Origin of the sequence: Dyadobacter arcticus (assembly GCF_011762185.1) — a bacterium.
GTDB classification, from domain to species: Bacteria; Bacteroidota; Bacteroidia; order Cytophagales; family Spirosomataceae; genus Dyadobacter; species Dyadobacter arcticus.
Genome location: NZ_JAASQJ010000004.1, coordinates 100153 through 124980 on the forward strand (window position 1 = coordinate 100153; position 24828 = coordinate 124980).

Consider the following 24828-nt stretch of genomic DNA (forward strand, 5'->3'; position numbering starts at 1 on the left):
GGCGACTTTTGGACATGATCTTATAATCCGTTATTACATGTCGCAAATTGTTAAAAATCAGGTCAGGAAATGGGGAGTTGTTTCATTTGTGGTCTTGTCCCTGGCGACTCTCCTGCTTACTGGCTACACGCATTACGAGGCGAACATTTTCAATCAACCGGACTCCACAAACCTCAATCCCTTTGTAGAAACCGGCTTTCCATACATTTCCACGTCCGTCGATGCACGCAAACTGGGAACGGCATTTCCAGCCGACAACCAAGCTGCCCGTACGCTTGCATTGCAATTAGGTGATAGCGCCTATGCCTGCTTTGACACGGATCTGCTCAGATGGTCGGTAGCATGGACAGGTAAGTTTTTGCCAATGGTACTAATGGCCCAAATCTCGTACAAGAACTTTTTCAATAAAAATAACGGCATTGCAAAGCTGACCGGTGAGGCGAAAATAGCGACGGGGCCTTACGCAGGCTGGACCGTCGGTAAACCTATTTTCAGAGATGGTAAAACCACATTGGACCAGACATGGAAAGCTTTGCCGGCGGAACAGGCAAGATGGAGCGGTGTGTATGTATATGGAAATCAGGCGATACTGTCTTATTCTGTCGGAGATAGCAAGATTTTTGAATTACCGGGCATTGCCAAATTCGAAGGGCAGGTTGCTTTCACGAGAACAATACGGGCAGAGCATATTGCCAGCGATTTATATATGACAGTAGCCGAAATCAGCAATGGCACAAGCAGCGAGGTAAAAGGTAAAATTGCATACGTCTATCAGGGAGCAAATAAGGATTCGGTCACCGCGATAGGTATTGCAGGTAAAGGTGCTTGGCAGCCAGAAGTAACAGATGGTAAATATCTGACGGTTAAGGTGCCAGCTTCGTCCAAACAATCCGAAGCAATGGTTTTGATCTGGAAAGGGCCCACGAAATCCATTAAAGCATTTGAAAAGCTGTGCCGTATAAAACCCGCAGCATTACCTGACTTCGCGAAAGGCGGGCCTACGCATTGGAAAGAGACAATTACTACAAAAGGAGTAACCGCGCCGGATACTGCGGCATTTGTGACAGACCAGCTCACGTTACCGCTCGCAAATCCGTGGAAACGCAATGTTCGTGTGGCCGATATTGCGTTTTTTAAAGATGGCAGGGCAGCGGTTGTGACTTTCGAAGGAGATGTGTGGACGGTTGATGGCATTACCAAAGATTTGGCAAATGTAAAATGGAAGCGTTTCGCTTCCGGTTTGCATGAGCCAATGAGCATTGAGGTGGTGAGAGACACGATTTACGTGTTTGACCGTGGGGGGATTGTGAAGTTGCACGACCTTAATCAGGACGGTAATGCGGATTATTATGAGAACTTCTCTAACATTATGCCCCAATCGGCAGAGTCGCGCGAGTGGGCAGCCGACCTGGTATATGCGCCTGACGGAAGTTTTTATGTTGCCAAAGGCGGAAGCCTGAGTAACGGCCCTGGAATGACGTCGATGGCAGTTGGTAAGGGTTTCAGGACTGGTTCAGATCAAAATGGTACCATTTTGAAAATTTCTCCGGACGGCAGAAGATTTGAGGTCATTGCCACCGGTTTGCGCGGGCCATATCTTGGTTTGCATCCGGAAAACGGCACATTAACCGCCACCGACCAGCAGGGAAATTTCGTTCCTTCCACACCAATTTATGTAATCAAAAAAGGTGATTACTATGGCGTACCTCCCACGGCGCACCGCAGTGATAACCCTCCGATAGCACCGCCATTAACGTGGATCCCTCACAGTGTCGACCGGTCTAGCCTGGGACAGGCTTGGATTACCGGAAATAAAATGGGGCCATTGAACGGCAGTCTGATCCACTTTTCTTTCGGAACGCCGGGGTTATTCCGTGTTTTGATTGACAGTACTTCCAAAATTATGCAGGGAGGGGTATCCTATATAAATGCAAGCTACCCGGCACCCACTTCAAAAGGCGCGATAAATCCGGCGGATGAACAATTGTATGTGACGGGTTTTAATCTATGGGGATCGGCTTCGGTTGGGATCAGTTCCTTAATGCGGCTGAGATATACAGGCAAACCAAGTTATATGCCCAATCAGTTTCGGGCTGGTACACAAGGCGTTATCCTTGGGTTTGATTCTGAGCTGGATAGAGCCGCAGCAACCAATCTTGCAAGTTTTGATGTGAAACGATACAATTATAACAGAACCGAAGAATATGGTTCAGGGCACTTTAAGCTCGATAAAAGCACAGGAGAAGAAATCATGCCTGTTGCGGGGGCGTACGTGTCGGCAGACGGGAAAAAAGTTTTGTTGCTAATTCCCGATATGACCGAAGTAATGCAAATGGAAGTGGCTTATCGCTTATTGGCCAAAGACGGAAAAAAAATGAACGATCATTTTTACTTTACCGTGAACAGTTCAGATGATATTAACCTTAAAAAGTACGGTTTTGACAATGTCGACCTGGCGCTTTTAACGGCAAAAAAAACGGAAATGGCTGCACAACCCGCAAGAGTAGAAGTAGCTTCGATAGAAAGAGGGCAGGAGGTATTTCAAAAAATGGCTTGCGCAGGCTGTCATTCCCCAGGAACCAAAACAGATGGTATGTACGGGCCGCCATTTAAGAATTTGTACAAATCCCAGCGGATTTTTGACGACGGTACCAAGGTTTTAGCAGATGAAAGTTACCTACGGGAATCCATTTTATCCCCATCCAAAAAGATCGTAAAAGGCTACAATGAAGAAATGCCGTCCTTTGTGGGTGTGCTTTCGGACTCGGAAATTGAATCCGTTATTTTATACATTAAGTCGCTTTCGGGGAATTAAGGCAACTGATCATTTATTTTTTCGTCTCAGCGTCGCCGTCACCTTTACCTCGTGCCTGGGATCGGCGCTGTTGTAGTAGCTGGCGCCATCGGCTTTGTTGTAACCAAAATTAAAGGTAACAGTCAGTTGGTCGTTATCCCATTTTCCCTGCGTTGCTCCCAGCAATGTAAAGTTTGGAACTACCTTCTTACGCTCATCTACCGGGCTGAAACTGAAATGCAATTGGTGCATATCATCCTTTTCCACAGCACCGCTAATCTTATACTCTTCGGTCCCCAATTTGCTGTTAACCGTGGCAATGCCGTCAAAATTGTTGTTGTATCTCGTGGAAAAAGCCCTGCGTTTCCAGCGTTTACCTGCTTTGTTCTCTCGCTCATCGTCTGTCAATGGCACAAACACTTCGAGCGTAATGTTTTTCCGGACTTTATCAGGATCTGAAAAGGAACCTTCCCACTTTCCGACGAGCAGTTTTGCGTCTTCGTCTTCACTATATGCCCAGGGGCTGTTCCGATAGTCAGACCATTTGCTGTAATAATATTTGCATTCATAAACACCCCAGCTTATTGCGACACCTGCAACCAATAGCAAAAGGCATCCCCATTTATTTCGATTTTGCATTGCGTTAGACGAATCTTGAAGTTGAACATTCATTTGTAAGCGATTGATTAGCAATCAGCTTTTCCATAATAGGACTGGATTAGTAATTGATGGTCAAAATTAATCCGGCCAGCCGACCGCTTCAAGATGCAATAGACCAACTGCGTTTTAAATAGATGAAACTGTTTAACTTGTAAGGGTTAACGCTCTTTTTCGAGGTCAGTGAATTGTAAATCGGGTTCTAGTCAATTCTGTTTTTCGATATTCGTGAATTTAACTAAAAGGCTGTCTTTACTGCTATTTCTGTGCTGCTGCCTTTGCGGCTATGCACAAAACCCTGCGGACAAATTTCGTGTGCTGGTTTTAACCGACATTGAAAATGAGCCGGACGATACCCAGTCCATGGTACGTTTTCTTACCTATTCCAATCAGTGGGATGTGGAAGGACTTATTGCGACCACGTCTATCCACCAGCAAAATAAAGTTGCCCCGGAAAAAATCAGGCACCTTATAGAAACCTATGGAAAGGTACGTGCCAATCTTCTCCTGCATGAAAAGGGCTTTCCGGAAACCGCCTACCTGTTGAGCATTACCAAAGGCGGTATACCTGAGTTCGGAATGAAAGCTGTCGGGAAGGGGAAAGATTCTGAAGGGTCGGAGTGGATCATTAAAGTGATTGATGAAAAAGATGATCGGCCTGTTTGGATACCGGTCTGGGGCGGTGCGAATTGCCTTGCGCAGGCGCTTTGGAAAGTGAAAATGACGCGTTCGCCGGAGGATTTGAAAAAGTTTGTTTCCAAGATCAGGATGTATACCATTTCTGATCAGGACGATACTGGGCCGTGGATCAGGAAAACCTTTCCTGAGCTTTTTTATGTAGGAAGCCCCGGCCACCACGCTGCTGGCGGTTATCATTTTGCAACCTGGTCCGGAATCAGTGGCGACAAGTCTCACGGGCGGTTTCCCGGAGTAAATTTTGACATTGTCGACAACCTCTGGCTGGATGAAAATGTGCGAAACCACGGGCCGCTTGGTGCTGAATATCCGTTTACACAATACATCATGGAAGGGGACACCCCGTCATTTCTAGGATTGATCAGCAATGGATTAAATAATCCTGAGCATCCGGAGTTTGGTAGCTGGGGTGGAAGGTATGAGCTTTATACACCCCGAAAAATGAAATATTTTTATGAACCGGAAACGCGGCCAATCTACACCGACGCGATGGACGAAGTAAGAGGGGTGGACGGCAATCTCCATAACAATAACAAAGCTACAATCTGGCGATGGCGCGCAGCTTTCCAAAATGATTTTGCAGCACGGATGGATTGGACGATCAAGCCGTTTAAGGAGGCAAACCATCCGCCAAAAGCGGTGTTAAAACATAAGAATCTATTGCAAGCAAAAACTGGTGAAAAGGTTACATTGAGTGGTGAAGGCTCGCAGGACCCGGACGGGGATTTGCTGAAATATGAGTGGATTTATTATCCGGAACCAGGTAGCTACGTGAGCAATAAGCCATTGGGAGTCAACGATTTAAATGCGGTTACCACTTCTTTTATCGCACCTGTGGTAACTCAGCCTGAAACCATCCACATTATTCTTTCTGTAACTGATACCGGCAAGCCGAGCCTGACCCGGTATCAACGGGTAATCGTTACCGTATTTCCCGAATAGGTTCAAATCAGCGGCACTAATCCGTCCGAAGACTTTTTACAGGATTCATTAATGCTGCCTTGATACTTTGAAAGCTAACGGTTGCAAGTGCAATCAATATTGACATTAGCCCGGCAGCTGCAAAAACCCACCATTCAAGTTCGATTTTATACGCAAAACTTTGCAGCCAGATTCGCATCACGTACCAGCCAATTGGAGCAGCGACGATGATTGCAATGCCTACCAATTTCAGGAAATCAACTGAAAGCAAAGCGACTACGCTGATGACAGAAGCTCCCAGGACCTTGCGGACACCAATCTCTTTGATCCGTTGCTGGGCTGTGAATGTAGCCAGCCCGAATAAACCAATGCATGCAATCAGTATCGCGATGCCGGAGAATGTTAAAAACAAAATCCCCCTTTGTTCATCCGATTTGTATTGTTTGGCGAAGGCCTGATCCAAAAAACTGTATTCAAATGGCTGGTTTGGATTTATTTTGGTAAAAACTGATTTGATATAACCAATGGTCGCCTGGATATTTTGCTGCGGTACCTTGATAAACATTTGATCCGCTCCGGCCTTTTTAAAAACGATCACAAGCGGTTCGATCTGGTTGTGCATCGAGCGTAAATGAAAATCATTAATAACGCCCGTGATCGGCACTTTTCTGATATTTACTTCGATCAGGCCATCGTTGATACTTTTCCATCCTAACCTCTTTAGCATGGCTTGGTTGACCAAAACGGCATCAGAAGAATCATTGTCGAGCTCGTTCGAAAAGTTACGTCCTTCCCTTACCCGCATTTGCAGCACATTCAAAAAGCCCGCATCCACATTAAAATATTCTGTGCTAACAGGCACTTCTTTGCCCTTGGAGTAAAAGGAAAATGTGCTTTTATTATTTAATTCTCCGCCAATGTTACCATCCGTCAGGCTTATATCTCGGATCAGCGGGTTTTGCATTAATGTACTTTTCAAAACATTCGAAGAAAGTTGGGCGGATGGTGCACTGAGCGGAATGTTGATCACCTGCTGTTGGTTAAACCCTAGTTCTTTGCTGCTCATGTACTGCAACTGCTGGTAAACCACAATCGTCCCTATGATCATGAACATGGAAATCGAAAATTGCATTACTACCAGGGATTTTCTGAGCAAAGCACCCTGCGTCTTAGATGCCGCAGCACCTTTCAGGACTACGGCCGGATTGTAATTGGATAATATAAATGCCGGATAAAGCCCGCTGACCAGGCCCGTGAAAAGCGTAAAAGCAATGAACAAGCCAATTGTTTTGGGGCTAAACAAATCAAAATGAAGCGTTTTTTCTGCAACTGTATTGAAAAATGGCAACAATAAATAGAGCAAGACGACGCTTGCCGACATGGCCAAAAACGACATCAGCATCGATTCTGCTAAGAATTGTCCAATCAGTTGAAAACGTTGTGAGCCGACGGCCTTTCTTACTCCAATCTCCCGCGCGCGTCCCGTTGCACGGGCAGTTGCGAGGTTAATGTAGTTGACAATGGCTATCAACAGAATGAAAAAACCGATCAGCGAAATGGTATAAACAAAACGCATGCTGCTGCCATTCTCTTCACCAAGCAAATGCGAGGATTTGAGATGCATTTCACTCAGCGGCTGAAAAGTGATTTTAAAAGAAACCTTCTGGTTGCCCTCATCTCCCACTGATTTTGCAATATATTTTTTATAAAAAGCCAGCATTTTGCCTTGCAGTTTCGACGCGGTTGCGGCATTATCCAGCATAATGTAAGTCAGTGTATTGAAATTCCCCCAATTATCAGCGCCCACCTGATTTATAGTGTTATTGAAATACGGTAGGATGACATCGAATTTGAGGTGATGATTGCCTGGCAGATCTTGAATGACTCCCGTTACGGTAAATGGAATGTTATCTTTCACAAGGACCGTCTTGCCAATCAGACCGGCGGTTTTACCAAATAGAACAATGGCGAGTTTTTCAGTAAGTACCAAATTATTGATACCATTCAATGCTGTTTTTGCATCGCCTTCAATGAAATCGTAATCGAAAAATTCAAATAAGGAAGAGTCGGCATAGATCATTTCCTTCACATTAATCGCATTTTCCCCATTCCTGAAAATAGCTTCTCCGGGTTTGATCCGCAATGTGTTTTTTATTTCAGGATATTCGCGTTGCAGGGTTGGGCCGAATGGCGTGGCAGCCATTGCCATCTTATATTCATTATCGGCCCATTTTATATCAAGATTTAATCTGTAAATGTGGTCTGCATTTTGGTGATGACGATCAAAGCTCAACTCATCATTTACATATAAACCAAGGATTATTGCGGAGGTCAAACCGCAGGACAAGCCCACCAAAATGAGGATACTGTATGTTTTGCTTCTGACCAGGTTCCGCCAGGCGATTTTGAAATAGTTTTGCAGCATAGCAAGGTTGAAATAACGCTTTTACCACAAGTTAAATTAAAATTTCGTGCCGCCTGCTTTTTCGCTATGTAAAGCTCTGAAATTCAATAAATTAATAGGTATAACCCTGTGCGATTTCGGACGTTAGTTTTTCCTGATCCGATCACTTTCATCTTTAGAGGTAGTGCGGGAACCCTGGCTTTTCACTTTGTTGTTCCCGAATGAACGCGAGTAAGTCAGTTTCACGATCCGCGTCCGGGCAGATTCTGAAACATACACGAAATTGGCCGTAAGGTCGAAAGCTTCACGGGTAAGTCCGCCGAAATTACCCTTTACACGCATTGATTTAAAAATATCCGATACTGCCAGCTGAAAACTTCCGCCATTGTTTTTAAGCTCCTTCTTCAACCCTGCATTCAACATCCCGAATCCCCTGATCCGCTTGGATCCCTCATAAGCAACGGAATTGTACCAGCCCGACAACTCGAATGAAACACCACCGGACAGCGAAAAAACCTGATTGCCATTAAAATTATAAGCAGCATAAGTCTTTTCCATTTTATCCCGGGTATGGTCCAGCTTGAACTGCCGCAAGCCGCCAATGCCTGTGAATGACATATTCCACCATTTAGTAATTGAAATCGGCAGGTTTGCCTGGAATGTCAGATTGTTTTGGTAAACCATATTTTGCGGAGCCTGATACAAAAGGTCCCGGGCATTGGTATCATCCAGCTGATACAAAACAATCGGATTTTTGTCCCGCGACGCTGTTAAAGAAAAGGAGTAGCCCGTGTAGTTAAATCCAAATTTAAGGTTGTTGGTGATTGTCGGCCGCAAAGTTGGATTTCCCGTCATCACCGACATTGGGTCATTGTAAAGCAGGTAAGAGGATAGGTCATTAAATGAAGGCCTGGTAATTCTTCGGGTGTAGGAGAACTGCAATTCTGAGCGCTCATTCAATTTCCTTGAAAGAAATAGACTTGGGAACAGCTTCCCGAGGCGCCTGTTGATCTCGTTTTCCTCCTTGTCCGCATCCGCATGCGTATAAGCATATTCGTAGCGCAAACCTGCCACGAGACTTGTTTTTGGATTGATCATTGCATTAACAGACAAGTACGCCGCGCCAATATTTTCCTGCATCTTGGTATCATTCGTGTACCTCGAACTGCCGACCCACTCATCGTCAACTAAACTCAATATTCTGGATAAAGCCGAACTGGTGGTGTGCGTCCCCTTAATACCGGCTTCCAGCTTTATTTTAGCAGAAAATTGTTTGGCATAATCCATCTTCAAAACAGCAACCCGGATCGGCGAGCGTGCGATACCACTTTGGCGATTGGAGAAAATAGAGCCTTCCGGGATAGTCTCATTGCCGCTTTGATCGTAAAAAGTGCTGGATCCTTCCGTCGGGCTGTGGCTGTTGTAAATCAGGTAATCAAAGTCAATGTTGAGTTTCTCGTTATCCCGGATTTGTTTTTCAAGATAAGCGTTCAAGATTGTATTGTTCCACTTCGCTTTTCCCAAAACGTCGCCCTTCATCATGAGCGAAGAATCGATTTCAAGCCGAGTGTAATGGCCATAGTTGTAAAAATGACGGTTTGAACGATTGGTACTGTACGTCAGGTTCGCGCCTAATGTCGTTTTGCCGAAACTGGTTGCCAGGCCTGCGGTTGCATTATGGCTGTTGGAGATTGCTACCTGTGTGCTGCCAGCCTCAACATATAACTTTCCACCGAATAAAGGCATATCCTGGCCACCCTTTGCCGACCAGCCGTCTTTAAAATGATCACGGACAAATGAATAAGAGGCATACATATTCAGTTTCGCCGTGTTATGGGAAACATTCATGCTCCCCGTGCCTTTCTCCGCCCAACCATAGCCGGCAGTGGCCGACATAGATCCAGTCGTGCCTAAATCTTCCCGCTTTTTCAACACGATATTGATCATGCCCGCCGAGCCTTCTGCATCGTATTTAGAAGGTGGTGTCGTCATAATTTCGATCTTCTCGATGTCGTTTGCGCTCATCCCGCTCAGCATTGCCATAACCTGCGACATGGGTAGCCGCATCAGTTTCCCATTCAGCATGACCAGCACGCTGCTTTTGCCATTGAGCGCAATGTTGCCGTTACGCATATCCACAAATACGCCCGGCGACCGTTCGAGGACTTGCAATGTGGAACTTCCTTTTGTCATCAAACTGCTTTCAACATTGACCACCGTGCGGTCTATTTCCTGCTGGTATAGCGGTTTTTGCGCCTTCACAACCAATTCACCCATTTCTTGAACATCTTCTGCAATAATCTGATCTCCAAAAGCCAATTTTGCGTCATTTTCAGCTAATAGAAAGGCTGGCAGGTCAGTCGTTTTATAACCCACAGCGCTGATGCGCAGAAAGTAATTGCCAGCAGCGACGCTACCCATCTGAAAGCTGCCCGATTCGTTCGTCACGGCACCCTTCACCAGGGAACTGTCGGCTGGATTCAGAAGCAAAACATTGGCATACAGAACCGGTTGACCATTGGCGGTTTTAAGTTTACCGGTAATTTGAGAGAAAGCATGTTGGGTTAACAAGCCCAATATCAGGCTGATGTAAGTCAATTTCATGGCGGTGTTGTTTTTTATAGTTTTTTGCAAACAGGCCAGCATGGACTGATCCATGTTCACCATTCAAAACAACAGAAGTAGGTTATGCCAATGAAATCGGAAGGATAACAGGTCAGGGAATATTGATGAAATGCATGTAATCCTGAAATATCTTCAGGTATAACCGAAATCTGGATCCATCATGATGCCATTTTGAAAATAGTCTTTTGATTTTCAATAAAGAGTAAACCTGGTAAACATTATTGCAATGCAGATTTAATATATTTGTTCAAGCCGCAAATCTTCAAACAGATCTTTAACAGACAAGAATGGATGCATTGAACTATTTGCGTAAGGAGATTAAATCATACTTTCCCGAATCTTCGGAGCTGATGCTTTCGAGCTATTTTGCCAACCATCCGAGATTTAATTTCTATTTCAAAATAATTGAAAACGAACGCTATCTCCTTTACCTCAATTGGGACGGGGACGACCTGCGTTACACGTTGAAGTGCCTGGAATTCAATGACTGGGAAACTTTAAAAGGACTGATCGATTTCTATCCAAGCGCCGGATCAAAGGCATTTAATATTGGTAAGCCTCGGACTGTGATTTCGTTTTTATATCGTGAAGAGGGCCGGCTGGCTGCGCTGGAATATAAGGGTGCCATTAACCATCAAACCGACTCCCCGGAAATATCGGGAAATCAGTTGCTGCGTGGTATTGATCCGTTTCCAAGGTAAATAAATACTCCACAGACAAGTAAATCACCTGAAAACGGCCCGGGAACAATAATTATAGCATGAGTGCAGGTCGATTTTGCTACACGGAGACTTGTGTTTGTAAATATCCGTCGGCTATTGAAATGGAAATGAATTCAGAAAAAATTATCATTCTTGCGGGAGCGACAGGAGATTTGGGAAGCAGAATAGCAGACTTTTTGCTTTCAAGCGGAGTGATTGTCAGAGCGTTGGTCCGCAAGGGAAGTTCAAGTCAGAAGGTTGTTGAACTCAGACGAAGCGGTGTCAATGTTATTGAAGTGGACTACGGCAATAAAGTAGAGCTCACGAAGGCCTGTGAGGGCGGGTTTTGTGTGGTATCAGCATTATCGGGAGTGCGTGAGGTAATTGTTAATGCACAAACGAAGTTGTTGCATGCGGCCCTGGCAGCGGGAGTCCGCCGTTTTATCCCGTCCGATTTTTGCATAGATTACACAAAACTGCCAATTGGCAGCAACCGAAACCTGGACTTGCGCAGAGAATTTTGCGATATTCTCGAAAAGGCACCCATCGAGTCGACCTCAATTTTAAACGGAATGTTTTCTGATTTGCTGACTGGCGAAGCGCCCGTGGTGCTTTTCGGCATGAAACGGATCCTGCACTGGGGTAGCGCAGACCAGCTGATGGATTTTACGACCATCGAAAACACCGCGGAATTCACGGCTGCCGCTGCATTGGACCCGAAAACACCGCGTTTTCTTTACATTGCAGGAGAGGTAGCCAGTATGAAAGGACTGAAGATAGATGCGGACGTAGCAACGGGAGAACAGTTCCGTATGCTTCGGGTAGGCGGACTTGGGATGCTTGCTACGATGATCAAAATTAGCAGAACGCTTTTTCCAAAGGAAGACGAGGTGTTTCCGCCCTGGCAAGGCATGCAATATTTGCACAACATGCTTAGCGGATTGGCTAAAATGGAAAAGCTGGACAATGACCGGTACCCACACATCAGATGGACACCGGTGAGAGAAGTACTTGCACAACGATTAAAAAAATGAATATGACGAAGACATTGCAGATTGCGAATGGCGTTGCCCTGGTAATCACGATAATAATGAATTACGTATCCAATACAGGCGTCTTCAATGGCGCAACAATGGCCTCTGTTTCAGATTCATATCATAACTTATTTACACCGGCTGGATATGCATTTTCTATCTGGGGAATTATTTATATCGGGTTGATTGCATTTGTGATCCACCAGAGCAAGGGGCTTTTTTATGCTGGAAAAACACCAGCCCTGGTTGATACGATCGGCTGGACATTTGTTGTTTCCTGCGTTGCCAACTGTCTCTGGATCGTGGCTTGGCTTTATGATTACACGGGTACCTCTGTTCTGATCATGATTGTGCTGCTCCTATGCCTGATCCGCATTGTTTTGAGAACGCGAATGGAATTTGATTTTCTTACGCTCAAACAAATTGCGCTGGAATGGTGGCCTTTTGCAATCTATTTCGGCTGGATCATCGTGGCATTTGTGGCTAATGTTGCGGCCTATCTGACTAAAATCAAGTGGGACGGATTTGGAATCCCAGCTCCCAATTGGGCAATTATCATGATTGGAATAGCATCATTGATCAACATCTTACTAATCTGGCTCAGAAATCTCCGGGAATCTGCCATGGTTGGAGTATGGGCCCTTGTTTCCATTGCAGTGGCCAATTGGGATGTTGAAAAGCTAGTGGCTTACGCGGCTATTTCGGCGGCAATACTAATTTTTATTAATGTCAGTGTGCACGGTTACCTCAACATGGGAAGGCATTTTATTGTGAAGAATAAGCGGTTTTAGGTTTTTGAGGAATTTTTAAAACTAAAAGAAATCCATTAATCCCGGATGCGGCTGCATTTTAGAATTAGTTTTGGAGGGTTAAAAAGCGTATCTTACGAGATGGATAATAGATATCAGGAAGGTTCAATGATCACAGCCATAGAGGCACCATTAATCCAACTTGTCATTATTCATTACATCAGGCGGATTTATTATTGCGAGAAGGTTGGCGATGAGAACCATAAATTGCTTTCTTATTTTGAGAGAGAACTTATTGCTCCCTTAGCATAATATGAAGCATTAAATGCAAAAATTTAGTTATGAAACCAACGCCAGAGCAACTGAGGGACTTTTTTAAGTCAGAAGTATTTCACACCGATCATCTGATTGAATCAAATTACGACCAGGCTATACAGGAATTTTATCTCCGGTTTTATCCTGAATCCGACTTCGTTAAGCCGGTACCCAATCCAAGAAAGTGGCAGACAACCTATGTTAGGAAATATTCAGTCAAAGCTTTTTTAAGGACAAAAGACGGGCTTATTCATCATGTAATTTTTAAACAAGGTTCAGGTGCAAATCAGATCCTTAATTTTGACGGATCGACTTGGGAAGGTGATCATAACCTGCTGGATGTTTGGCAGGAATATTATGAGTCTGACCAGAGTTTTGAGTTAAGGCACGGCTAAGTGTTAAGGCACTTGCAAACATTTGTATGGAAAGGCATTACCTAATAAATCCCTCTGCTGAAACAGCGAAGGGATTTTTTAGTTAATGCGTATACTGTACTCCGTTAATTATCCTCCGCTGGATTTGCCGTCTTTTTTCGCTTTTTTATCTGCTCTTTTCTCTTTCAGATTTTTTTCAGCTTTCTTCTTGTCGCCCTTCTGCACTGCTGTTCCTTTTGCCATAATATTTTTGGTTTATTGTAAGGTAAACCTTTTTACCGGCAATGCAGGCCTGTCTTTTCCGCAATGGAGGACGTTGTCAATCCCTGGACCAGATCATTGGCGATTAGTTTTGACGTGGCGCGATTGTTTAATAAATTCAAATAATGTAGAATACCGGGCGTTTGTTATAGGAACGGCTTCCCGAAATTACTCAGATTTAAAACTCTTCTTCTCTCACTTAGTCATTCTACTACGCGTTTTAAAATTGATACAATGAGACCTCATGAGAGAATTAAATTTGCTGCACTCGACAAAAGCCTGTTTTTTCCAACATTGAAGAAAAGGGTTGACCAGTACTTTATTGAAAATAAAAAATCCAGATTTGCTAACAAGACAATGGTGTTCAAAACCATTATTTTGATATCCGCTTACATACTTCCTTTTGTGGTAATGCTTGTTTTTACTCCTCCACTTTGGATCAGCCTTTTTCTCTGGTTGGTCATGGGATTCGCAGTTGCAGGCATAGGAATGAGTGTAATGCATGACGCCAATCACGGCGCGTTTTCATCCAATGCAACAGTGAACAAATGGCTGGGTTACACCATTAACCTGGCAGGGGCGGGCGTTGCTAACTGGAAATTGCAACACAATATTTTACACCATACATACACCAATATCGCCAGGATGGATGAGGATATTAAGGACCGCGGGGTGATTAAACTTTCTCCGCACGAGCATGTGCACCGCTTTCACAAGTTCAAATGGTTTTACGCCTTTTTCTTTTACGGGATATTAACATTGTACTGGGTGGTACTGAAGGATTTTATTCAATATCATCACTTTATTAAGTCAGGGGTTAACCGTCAGTCGGGGAAGGAAAATCAGGAAATGCTGACCGGATTGGTGATCCTCAAATTATTGTATTTCGTCGTATTGTTTGCAGTTCCTGTTTTTGCATTTCAAATCCCTTTTCTGGAAATATTGGGAGGATTCTTATTAATGCATTTTGCTGCCGGGGTTGTATTGACAGTCATCTTCCAGCTCGCGCATTCCGTTGAGGGTACCTCCTATCCTTTGCCCAATCAGCAGGGAGTTGTGGAAAAAGACTGGGCCATCCATCAACTGGAAACCACCGTAAATTTTTCTCCGGGAAACAAGTGGCTGGGCTGGTATATCGGCGGACTTAATTTTCAGATCGAGCATCACCTTTTTCCTAAAATCTGTCACGTCCATTACCCCAAACTGGCCCCGCTTGTGCGGCAGACAGCAAAAGAATTTGGTCTAGACTACCTGGAAAATAAATCTTTTTTGATAGCTTTAAAATCTCACATCACCAGTTTGAAAAGGTTTGGGGCTCCGCATTTAAATGAAGCAATAGGTTAATTCCATTGCAAAGGGCCAGCCTTAAAGACTTTTCCTTTTTTCATATGTCTTTCCTGATCTCCCTTTATCATAAAACCTGCTACAATTATGACCGTCCGGTTTTTCTTTCGCCTCATATATTTCGCCTGAAACCGGCCGCCCATTCCCAGGCGATTATCAACAGTTATTCGTTTCATGTTGAGCCGCAGGAACATAAGGTACACTGGCAGCAGGATGTTAGCGGTAATTTTATAGCACGGGTCGATTTTGATAGGTCTATGGAAGAAATGTCTGTCGAGATAAGGCTGGACGCTACATTAACACCCACCAATCCATTCGATTTTTTGATTGATGACTACGCGTTAACGGCACCTTTTTTTTACCCGCCCCAAACCAGGAATGACCTTTGGCCATATCTCGAAATAACAGATTACGGCTTTTTATTGTCGTCGCTGGTATCCAGGGCACAAAACCTCCGTGGCGATACCATCAGTTTTTTGGTGAACCTTAACAATCTCATTTATAAAGAGATCGCTTACAGCACAAGAATGGAAGAGGGTGTGCTGAGCAGCGAGCAAACCTTGCAAAATGGCATTGGCGCCTGCCGCGATTCGGCCTGGCTTCAGGTACAGGTACTGCGGCACCTGGGGCTGGCAAGCCGTTTTGTGTCAGGTTATCTGGTACAGATTCTCGAAACCGGTGGCACCGGCTCTGTTGACTTGCATGCATGGGCTGAAGTGTACATTCCCGGTGCAGGCTGGATTGGTTTGGATGCTACCAGCGGCTTATTTGCCAGCGAGGGCCACATACCATTGGCATGCAGCCCCCGCCCCAAAGACGCAATGCCTGTAACAGGCACTACCGGCCCCACCATCTCAACCATTCATTACGAAAATACCGTTTCGTACAAGGTGATATAGCTTAGAATAATATCTTCAAAAAGTGCTTAGGGCGTGTCTACTCCTTGGGTTTGTTTGTGGCCACCATACTCGCAATCTTCCATTCCCCATTGATTTTTTCGAGAAACCGGGCTTCTGCCGTATTGCTGGTGATCTTTTTCTCCTCGTTTTCGGTCTGTTGACTGAATGTCACGAATGCTGCATTTCCGTTTACATGGATATTCCAATCGGTGCGAATGTTATTGTTTTTGTGCGGCTTGGCATTTGCCCATCTTTGATCCATCGCTTTCCATAGATTGTCGCCGGTAAGTAACATGCCATTGTAAAGAAATGATGCATAAGGCGTTTTCACCCAATGACTTAGGTAGGCCTTGTAATCGGCATTGTCGCTGGCCGTCTTTTCGTCTTCAATGGTTTTTACAATCGCCTTTTCATCAGCGGTTTGGGCAAAAGCGGCATGAACACAGATACTGGACAGAACGAAAATCAACAGACGCTTTTTCATGTTTTTAAGTGTTTTTGTGAAAGAATTGCTTTGAATTGATAGCCAAATGTGCAGGATATCAAGGCGTTGAAGCAAACGTCGCAATGTGGGGAGAGGCGATCATTGAGTGAAGTACGCTAACTCTTGAGTGAACATATCACACGTTATTGCAGCTGGCCGATTTTACTTCCCTTAGAAACAGCATTAACTCCCTCAAAAAAATACCTGGTTCACCCGGTGCCTGTATTTAGAATGAAAGGAGAAATGCTACATTTAGGTTTAAAATCAGGGTATTATGAGCAAACTCATCTGTGTCGTTATGTTTGTGGCAACGGCTTATTTGAGCTACGGGCAGGCGGGAAATCTAATACGCGAAAGTGACAGTCTGATGCGGATCTTGCCAATGTTAACATCCGACACCGCCAGGGTCGATGCCTTAGTAACAATCAGCAAGACCTGGATTTCTAGAGATCCGTCAAAAGGGATTCTGTACAATAAAGAAGCCATCGCCCTGGCCGAAAAGATCAACGATTCCGGGAGAAAAGGACAAGCAATGTTGGTGCTGGGTTATCAGTATAGTGTTTATGGCCAAACTGCGAAAGCGATCGAAACTTTACAGGAAACGATCCACTTGGCACAACAAAACAAAAATTCGCAACTCGAACAAACAGCAGTAGCCTTTATTTCCACCGCTTACAGCAGGCAGGGCGATCTGGAAAATGCACTTAAATACGCGTTGCAAGCATATCAGCATTTGTCAGCAGGCCCGCCTCAGAATCCTAACGAGGTCGAACATTATGCGGGGGCTTCCATGAACCTGGGCGAAGTTTATTTGCGTCTTGGTATTTTGGATTCGGCGTATCACTATATCAGCCAGAGCTATGGCCATGTGGAGCAAGCGAGATTGACCAACCGCTACTTTGCTTTTCATATCCCACTTTTGATGGGTGAAAATATCCTCAGGCTCAATCAGCCTCAGAAAGCGCTTGCATACATTAAGGAAGGCCTTAAGAATGCACAAAGCCTCAATGATAATACAGGCATTGTCGAAGGACAGCTGAACCTCGCCAACTATTACCAGCAAACCAACCAACCTGATTCTCTTGTATCCAATGCATTGCGTGCGCTCCATGGTGCGCAGCAGCTTAAAAAGTATGAGGCGATCAGGGAGGCGAGTTCAATGCTCAGAGAATGGTATGAGAAAAATAAGGATCTTAAAAAAGCACTTTATTACAACGACATTACCAATGCTGCAAAGGATAGCCTGATCAACAAAGACCAGATCAAGGAAGGTCAGAAACTGATCTTCAAAGAACAGCAGTACCAGGAAAAGTTGACAAGCGCACGGACTGCTTACCAGAACCGGCTGATTGTTTATCTGTTAATTGGAGGACTGGCGATTTTCTTACTGGTTGCGGTGATCCTGTTTCTCAATAACCGCCGCAAGCAAAAAGATAACCAACTGCTGCAAAATGAGATCAAACTGCAGGAAGCGGAATTTGTAGGCAAGCTGGCGGAAACAGAAATGACCGCATTGCGCGCGCAGATGAACCCGCATTTTATTTTCAATTGCCTCAATTCCATTAAGTTATATACGCTGGAAAATAATTCCGTAAGTGCGTCTGAATTTTTGACCAAGTTTTCACGGCTGATCCGATTGGTATTAGAAAACTCTCGTTCTGAAAAAGTTACCCTCGACAATGAGCTCGAAACCTTGCAGCTTTACATTGAAATGGAAGCCATGCGGTTTAAGAATAAAGTGAAGTATCAAATTCAGGTTGATGAAAACATTGATACCCAATACATTGAAATTCCGCCATTACTATTGCAGCCTTACGTGGAAAACGCGATCTGGCATGGTCTGATGCAAAAAGAAGAGGGCGGGACATTATCTATTGCGGTGAGTCTGGTGAATGAAAGCACTTTGCAAGTTAACATCACGGACGATGGAATTGGTCGCGCCGCCGCTTCTGAGCTGAAAAGCAAATCGGCTACCCGACATAAATCATTTGGTCTTAAAATGACCTCCGAACGCATTGGGCTGATCAATAAATTGTATAATTCGGAAACACAAGTCAGGATCCTGGATCTGGTGGACAGCGAAAACCAGCCGGCAGGAACAAGAGTGGAAGTGAACATACCCGTGTAAATCATGAAAGCAATCATCATTGACGACGAACCTGACTGTGTGCGGCTCCTTGGGCTGCAACTAAAAATGTATTGCCCTCAGGTAAAGGTGGTTGCGGCTTGCACGGGAAGTGAAGAAGGCCTGGACGCCATTCGTGCTGAAAATCCGGACCTGGTATTTCTAGATATTGAAATGCCCAAAATGAATGGATTTCAACTTCTGGAAATGGTAGGTGACCTGGACTTCGCGGTGGTCTTCGTTACTGCTTATGACAAATTTGCTATTAAAGCCTTTAAATTCAGCGCGATAGATTACTTACTTAAACCTACTGACGCCAAGGATTTGCAAGCAGCAGTTCACAAAGCCGAACGCACCCTGCGCACCGATAACCGCCAGATCGATCTGCTCAAAGAACATCTCAGGCCTGCTCATAACATATCCAAGCCCTTTCCTGATAAAATCGCCCTGCCGCACCAGAACGGCGTGGTGTTTGTGGAGTTGAAGAATGTGCTCTATTGCCAGGCCAATGACAATTACACCTATTTTTTCCTGCCAAATGGTCAGAAATATCTTGTTTCCAAGACATTAAGAAATATTCAGGACATTTTGGAAGAACGTAATTTCCTGCGGGTAAGTCGTCAACACCTCGTCAATCTCGATCACATTGCGAAATTCATGAAAGGCGAGGGCAGCTATCTGGTTATGTCCGACGGTTTCAGTATTCCCGTTGCAAAGAGCCAGAAAGATAAGCTTGTGGAACGCTTCGGCTGGATTTGAGTAAACTTCCACGTAATTCTGTTTTTGAGGTTATCACAGAAAATCTCAATTATGTTCTTTAAAAACAGGATTACCACGCTGCTGCAAGTCATTTTATGCTTCGCATGGATTGTTTCCGCAAATGCACAGGACAATAAAATTGTAATTGAAGTTGATCTGGCCAAATCAAAGGGGCCGATGAAGCCGATCTGGGCCTGGTTCGGGTACGACGAACCTAACTATACCTATATGAAGGACGGCAAAAAATTGCTTTCCGAAATTTCACAACTCAGTAAAGTGCCTGTGAATGTGCGGGTTCACAGTCTTTTGGTAACCGGCGACGGAACTGCCGCCCTGAAATGGGGATCGACCAATGCATACACCGAAGATGCCAGTGGGAAATCAGTTTACGACTGGACCATTGTTGATAAAATATTTGATACCTACATTGAACGCGGTATGAAACCCATCGCGCAGATCGGGTTTATGCCAGAAGCACTTTCTTCGAAACCACAGCCTTATCGCCATTTCTGGAAACCCGGGGATAACTACAACGACATTTATACCGGCTGGGCTTACCCGCCCAAAGACTATAACAAGTGGGCTGAACTGGTTTATCAATGGGTCAAACATTCGGTGGCCAGATATGGGCAAAAAGAAGTGGAAAGCTGGTATTGGGAGCTTTGGAACGAGCCTAACATTGGCTACTGGAAGGGCACGACCGAAGAATACATCAAAATGTATGATTACACGGCTGACGCGGTAAAACGTGCTTTGCCAACTGCAAAAATCGGTGGCCCCGAAACAACCGGGCCATCCTGGGATAAGGCGCAGGCCTTTTTGCAGGCATTTCTGGACCATGTTACAAACGGAAAAAATTACGTAACAGGCAAAACGGGTTCGCCGATTGATTTCATCACATTCCATGCAAAAGGTGCCCCCAAAGTCGTCGATGGCCATGTGCAAATGAATATGGGAACACAATTTCGCGACATTGACAAAGGTTTTGAAACGGTGGCGTCTTATCCGACATTGAAGAAATTGCCGATTATCATTGGCGAATCGGATCCCGAAGGCTGCGCGGCTTGTTCGGAAGACCTGCATCCGCAAAATGCTTACCGCAACGGAACGGTATATTCGAGTTATACCGCGGCTTCTTTTGCGCGAAAGTTTGATCTTGCCGAAAACAGGGGTGTCAACTTATTGGGAGCAGTTACCTGGGCGTTTGAATTTGAAGATCAGGCCTGGTTTCGCGGGTTCCGTGATTTGGCGACCAATGGCGTCGATAAGCCGGTGCTTAATGTTTTCAGGATGTTTGGGATGATGGAGGGAAACCGGGTGGAAGTGAAACAAAATCTTGCCTATGATTTCAAGAAAGTAAGGGATGAAAGCGTTCGCGACCGGCCCGATGTCAACGCTTTTGCAACAAAGGATAGCAAATCTGCGGCCATTATGGTCTGGAATTACCACGACGACAATTTACCGGCGCCAGATGCGGAAGTGGATTTGAAAATCAACGGATTGCCTTCTCAAAAACTTTTAATGCATCATTACCGCATCGACAGCCAGAATAGCAATGCTTATGAAGCCTGGAAAAAGATGGGATCTCCAAAAAGCCCATCGACTGAACAGATCGCGAAGCTTGAAAAAGCGGGACAGTTGCAAATGCTGACTTCGCCAGAATGGATCAATCCAAAAAATGGTGTGGCGAACATTAAAGTACTGCTGCCAAGGCAAGGCGTTTCGCTTCTGAAATTCAGCTGGTGATTTGCAGTGTTGATTTTGAATGTCCTGCATTATCAAATTGTGAAGTCAGTACAGATATTAGATCGCTTCCTATTTTTGTATCCAGCACTTTTCATCAATCATGAGAAAATTATTTATATTTTCCTTCCTCTGCTTCGCGATCATCGGTTGCCGCAATGGAAAGCAAACGACTACAACTGCCCAAAGTCAACCCACTGTTACTACGATAGCATTTGGTTCTTGCAGCGATGAAAAGAGGCCACAGCCGTTATGGGACGATATTATTAACCAAAAACCGGATGTTTGGATTTGGCTGGGAGATAATATTTATGGCGATTCGGAAAGCATGGATACCCTGAAAGCGAAGTACGATAAACAGAAGTCCAATCCGGTTTATAGTCAATTAAGAAAAGCAACAAAGGTGATTGGCGTGTGGGATGACCATGATTACGGAGTGAACGATGGCGGGAAGGAGTATCCCAAAAGAAAAGAGAGCCAGCAGCTTATGCTCGATTTCATGGATGTACCGGCCGGCAGTCCTTTGCGAACACAGGAAGGGGGTTACTCTTCGCATGTTTATGGTTCCAACGGTAAAAAGGTGAAGGTGATCTTGCTGGATGGAAGGTATTTTCGGGACCCCTTAAAAAAGAATGGAAAGGACAATGTTGCGGATCCCTCGGGAGATATACTTGGAGAAACCCAATGGAAATGGCTTGAAAATGAACTTACTGGTTCGAATGCCGACATCCACATAATCGGCTGCGGCGTGCAGTTCCTGGCAGAGGAGCATGTTTACGAAAAGTGGGGCAATTTCCCCACTGCCCGGAAGCAGTTTCTGGATTTGCTTGGCAAAACAAAACCAAAAGGAGCAATGCTGATCAGCGGCGACCGCCACATTGCCGAACTGGCAAAAGTGCGTGTTCCCGGCCTGGATTACGATTTGTACGACATCACCAGCAGCGGCCTGACCCACGTTTCCAAAGCGCATGAAGAACCAAACAAATACCGAGTAGGAAACATGGTAGCAGAGCTAAATTATGGCTTGATCGCCATAGATTGGAACAGCAAACCGCTGAAAGCAACGGTTAAAATAAATGGTGATAACCAGGTCACCTATCTGACGCAGGGGATTGTTTTTTGAGGATAGCCGTTATCATACACCAATATAACCTCTTTGCAATCAGTAGTTTAGATACCGAATGTGCTTTGTGCTTAACACGGTTCAAGAAATGAATCAGGTAGCAACCATTCATGGATATGTCTGATAGCCGCAGGGAATTTATCCGAAAATCGCTCTTGCTCTCCGGGGCTGCGGGGCTTGATGTACCATCCGTTTTAAAAGAGAAATCCCCGGTTGCGCCGGATGGCGACCGATTGGTTCTGTTAGGAACACAAGGCGGTCCATTTATCCGATCCTACAAGCAGAGCCCATCCGCGAACCTTATCGTGTACAAAAATGCGCCTATCGTGATCGATGCAGGTTATGGGGTTACGTTTAAACTCAGGGATGCAGGGGTTAACCTTTCGGCCTTGAAATATATTTTCATCACCCATCATCATTCCGACCACAACCTCGAACTTGGCACATTGCTTTACAACGCCTGGATTGCCGGGTTAAAGGAACCTATTCATGTATACGCACCCGTCGGTGTAAAGCATTTGTTACATCATTATTGGGAATCCAACAGCTTTGATATTGACATTAGGATAAAGGACGAAGGCAGGGCCGACATCCGAACATTGGTCGTCAGTCATGAAATAGCAGAAGGGACACTTATAACGAATGCTGATATGGAAGTCAGCGCATTGAAAAACATCCATCCGCCTATTACCGAGAGTTTCGCGTTCAAATTCAAACTAGGTGAAAAACGCGTAGTCTTTTCGGGTGATACTGCTTATTGTGAGCCACTTGTATCATTCGCTTCCGGGGCAGATTATCTGGTTCATGAAGTCATGAATGGGAAGGCAGTGGAAGAAATGGTGAAAAGACGGCCCAATGCGAGTAAGCTAAAAGCAAGTATCCTCTCACACCATACGCTCGCAGAAGATGTAGGAAAAATTGCGCAGGAGGCAAAAGTAAAGAACCTCGTATTAAACCATTTTGTGCCACCCGACGATCAGACACTCACGGACCAGGTCTGGATCGATTCAGTCCGCAGTACGTTTCCGGGGAACATCATTGTTGGGAAGGATTTGATGCAGCTTGGTTTGTGAGGGGGGATTTCGCTTAGGCTGTATGCCGGGCACGGCTTCCCTATAATTTTTCAGGCGCACTGCATATGAATTATCTTTTGCTCGAAAACACTTATGAAAGTGATGGGAAGAAGATTACTATTGTCCTGCGGAATGTGATGAAGGAGAATAAAACGATTGATATAAGCCCTTACAAAAAGTACATATCATTTAGGCGCAGCACCCAATTCTTTCAGACGGTTCCGCGATTCTTCACTCTTAGGATTAATCATTAAAACCTTTCTGAACCAAACAATTGCATCTTCCTTTCGCCCCAATGCCTCATACGTTTTGGCAAGCGTGATCAGCGGAAGGTCACGGTCGGCGAATTCGGCGGCATTGTTTTCAGCCATAATCCGGGCGTCCTCGTACCGTTTCATTGTGTATAATTGATTGGCAAGAAAGTCCATGGATATCCAGTCAATGTAGTAATGTGCGGTATCTTTTTTCATGACTTTGTATTCGGCCACAGCTTCGCCCGCGCTCCTGGAAGCCATCATCGATTCAATTACTTTATGCACCGGCCGCTTCAAAGCGACAGGTTTATCATAAAGTATTTTCATGAGATTGGTAGCAATCCCAAAAAAATGGGTTGGTGAACTGTTGCAAAGAAATACAACCAGACTATTAGTAGACGGCACCCTGATCAGGAAGGAAATGAAGCCTTCTGTCATTCCAAGGTGGTAATTGGCGAAAACACTGTCTTTTGGAGTGTATTTAAAGTTTTGATTAAACCATCCGAAACCATAACGCCACGGCTTAATACCTGGCGTAAACATGTCATCGGTCAACTTTTTATTGAGCAATGTATTGTTACTGATCCCATTGTGTAATTTAAAAAGATCTTCCACGGTTGAATAGAGATCGCCCGTACCCATTGTGTTGGACTGGTCCCGGAAATCAGAACTATTGTAGCCGCCCGGAATGTAGTCGTAGCCGGTAGCACGTTTTGCAACGATCTGCGTGTGGAGATATGAGCCTGAATCCTTCATATCCAGCTTATCGAATATGTCTTCTTTCATCAATTCCGCATACGATTTGCCCGTGACTTTTTCCATGATATAACCGAGCGTAAAATAACCCCAGCTGCTATAATAGTAACTGCTTCCCGGCTCGAAAACCAGCGTGGAATCCATGTACAGCCTTGTGTATTGTTCCCTGGTAAAGCTCTGCCTGCTGATCCGCGGGAAAAAGTCTTTGATCACATCATAATTCGGCATGCCGGAAGAGTGGCTCAGCAGCTGGCGGATGGTGATCCGCTGCCCATTTTTCGCTGAAAATTCGGGAAGATAATCGGAAATCGTTTTGTCCAGGTCAATCAACCCCTTTTGCACCTGGATCAGCATCAGCATGGAGGTCAGGGGCTTGGATACCGAGCCAATCATGAATTTGGTATCCGTTGCATTGGGGATGTTCCATTCGCGGTTCGCAAGCCCATATGCACTCTTGTAAATAACTTTTCCTTGCTCAGCCACGAGAATGCTGCCGTCAAACATATTATAATCGTGGTAGGTATCCATGAGCTTAGCCAGCTTTTCGGCTTTGTTTTGTGCAAAGCAAATCACGGACGGCAAAATCAAAAAGCATGGCAAAATGAAAGCACATTTTCTCATTTGACCTGGGTTTAAAAAAGCAAAATCATTGAAAACAGAAAGGGTAACTATCAAATATACAGATTATATGTAAACTACTTAAAATGAGCATACTAACTCTGGACGGAGTGGAATAA

At 44.8% G+C, this 24828-nt stretch carries 18 protein-coding genes; 13 read left to right on the plus strand and 5 right to left on the minus strand.

What is annotated here, in order from left to right; all coding sequences use genetic code 11:
• Positions 1-37: 37 nt before the first annotated feature.
• Positions 38-2815 carry a DUF6797 domain-containing protein gene (locus FHS68_RS19335; protein WP_167273650.1) on the plus strand — a complete coding sequence of 926 codons (2778 nt, stop codon included), beginning with the start codon at positions 38-40 and terminating at the stop codon, positions 2813-2815.
• 9 nt (positions 2816-2824) lie between these two features.
• On the opposite strand, the gene FHS68_RS19340 is transcribed toward FHS68_RS19335, so the two are convergent.
• Positions 2825-3466 carry a hypothetical protein gene (locus FHS68_RS19340; protein ID WP_229211979.1) on the minus strand — a complete coding sequence of 214 codons (642 nt, stop codon included), beginning with the start codon at positions 3464-3466 and terminating at the stop codon, positions 2825-2827.
• A 213-nt stretch (positions 3467-3679) separates the two neighbouring features.
• On the opposite strand from FHS68_RS19340, the gene FHS68_RS19345 reads away from it, so the two are divergent.
• On the plus strand, positions 3680-5089 hold the full coding sequence (locus FHS68_RS19345) for a DUF1593 domain-containing protein (protein ID WP_374757526.1): 1410 nt from the start codon (positions 3680-3682) through the stop codon (positions 5087-5089).
• Positions 5090-5105: 16 nt separating this feature from the next.
• Here the strand turns inward: FHS68_RS19345 and FHS68_RS19350 are convergent, their stop codons facing one another.
• Both FHS68_RS19350 and FHS68_RS19355 read right to left on the minus strand, forming a co-directional pair.
• Positions 5106-7493 (minus strand): ABC transporter permease, encoded by a 2388-nt coding sequence (locus FHS68_RS19350; RefSeq protein WP_167273652.1) that lies wholly within the window; start codon positions 7491-7493, stop codon positions 5106-5108.
• A gap of 123 nt (positions 7494-7616) precedes the next feature.
• A complete protein-coding gene (locus tag FHS68_RS19355) occupies positions 7617-10076 on the minus strand; it encodes a TonB-dependent receptor (RefSeq protein WP_167273655.1) in 2460 nt (819 codons plus the stop codon).
• Positions 10077-10384: 308 nt separating this feature from the next.
• Here FHS68_RS19355 and FHS68_RS19360 point away from each other — a divergent pair, with 308 nt between their 5' ends.
• The 6 genes from FHS68_RS19360 (at position 10385) to FHS68_RS19385 (ending at position 15774) form a co-directional block, all read left to right on the plus strand.
• Positions 10385-10798, plus strand: a complete 414-nt coding sequence (locus tag FHS68_RS19360) for a hypothetical protein (RefSeq protein WP_167273658.1) — start codon at positions 10385-10387, stop codon at positions 10796-10798.
• A gap of 128 nt (positions 10799-10926) precedes the next feature.
• Complete coding sequence (locus FHS68_RS19365) at positions 10927-11832, plus strand: NmrA family NAD(P)-binding protein (RefSeq protein ID WP_310588607.1); 906 nt, start codon at positions 10927-10929, stop codon at positions 11830-11832.
• 2 nt (positions 11833-11834) lie between these two features.
• The gene (locus tag FHS68_RS19370; protein WP_167273660.1) at positions 11835-12623 is read left to right on the plus strand and encodes a TspO-related membrane protein; all 789 of its coding nucleotides are present in this window, start codon (positions 11835-11837) and stop codon (positions 12621-12623) included.
• A 299-nt stretch (positions 12624-12922) separates the two neighbouring features.
• Positions 12923-13291 carry a hypothetical protein gene (locus FHS68_RS19375; protein ID WP_167273663.1) on the plus strand — a complete coding sequence of 123 codons (369 nt, stop codon included), beginning with the start codon at positions 12923-12925 and terminating at the stop codon, positions 13289-13291.
• A gap of 474 nt (positions 13292-13765) precedes the next feature.
• A complete protein-coding gene (locus tag FHS68_RS19380; protein ID WP_167273665.1) occupies positions 13766-14875 on the plus strand; it encodes a fatty acid desaturase family protein in 1110 nt (369 codons plus the stop codon).
• A gap of 44 nt (positions 14876-14919) precedes the next feature.
• Positions 14920-15774 carry a transglutaminase family protein gene (locus FHS68_RS19385; protein ID WP_167273668.1) on the plus strand — a complete coding sequence of 285 codons (855 nt, stop codon included), beginning with the start codon at positions 14920-14922 and terminating at the stop codon, positions 15772-15774.
• 37 nt (positions 15775-15811) lie between these two features.
• Here FHS68_RS19385 and FHS68_RS19390 read toward each other — a convergent pair whose 3' ends face one another.
• Complete coding sequence (locus FHS68_RS19390) at positions 15812-16258, minus strand: nuclear transport factor 2 family protein (protein ID WP_167273671.1); 447 nt, start codon at positions 16256-16258, stop codon at positions 15812-15814.
• A gap of 274 nt (positions 16259-16532) precedes the next feature.
• On the opposite strand from FHS68_RS19390, the gene FHS68_RS19395 reads away from it, so the two are divergent.
• The 5 genes from FHS68_RS19395 (at position 16533) to FHS68_RS19415 (ending at position 23081) form a co-directional block, all read left to right on the plus strand.
• Positions 16533-18386 (plus strand): histidine kinase, encoded by a 1854-nt coding sequence (locus FHS68_RS19395; RefSeq protein WP_167273673.1) that lies wholly within the window; start codon positions 16533-16535, stop codon positions 18384-18386.
• 3 nt (positions 18387-18389) lie between these two features.
• Positions 18390-19142, plus strand: a complete 753-nt coding sequence (locus tag FHS68_RS19400; RefSeq protein ID WP_167273676.1) for a LytR/AlgR family response regulator transcription factor — start codon at positions 18390-18392, stop codon at positions 19140-19142.
• Between the two features lie 51 nt (positions 19143-19193).
• A complete protein-coding gene (locus FHS68_RS19405; RefSeq protein WP_167273679.1) occupies positions 19194-20888 on the plus strand; it encodes a GH39 family glycosyl hydrolase in 1695 nt (564 codons plus the stop codon).
• 100 nt (positions 20889-20988) lie between these two features.
• Entirely contained in the window at positions 20989-22008 is a 1020-nt protein-coding gene (locus FHS68_RS19410; protein WP_167273681.1) for an alkaline phosphatase D family protein, read from the plus strand.
• Between the two features lie 116 nt (positions 22009-22124).
• A complete protein-coding gene (locus FHS68_RS19415) occupies positions 22125-23081 on the plus strand; it encodes an MBL fold metallo-hydrolase (protein ID WP_167273684.1) in 957 nt (318 codons plus the stop codon).
• A 185-nt stretch (positions 23082-23266) separates the two neighbouring features.
• Here FHS68_RS19415 and FHS68_RS19420 read toward each other — a convergent pair whose 3' ends face one another.
• Positions 23267-24712 (minus strand): serine hydrolase domain-containing protein, encoded by a 1446-nt coding sequence (locus FHS68_RS19420; RefSeq protein ID WP_167273687.1) that lies wholly within the window; start codon positions 24710-24712, stop codon positions 23267-23269.
• Positions 24713-24828 lie beyond the last annotated feature (116 nt).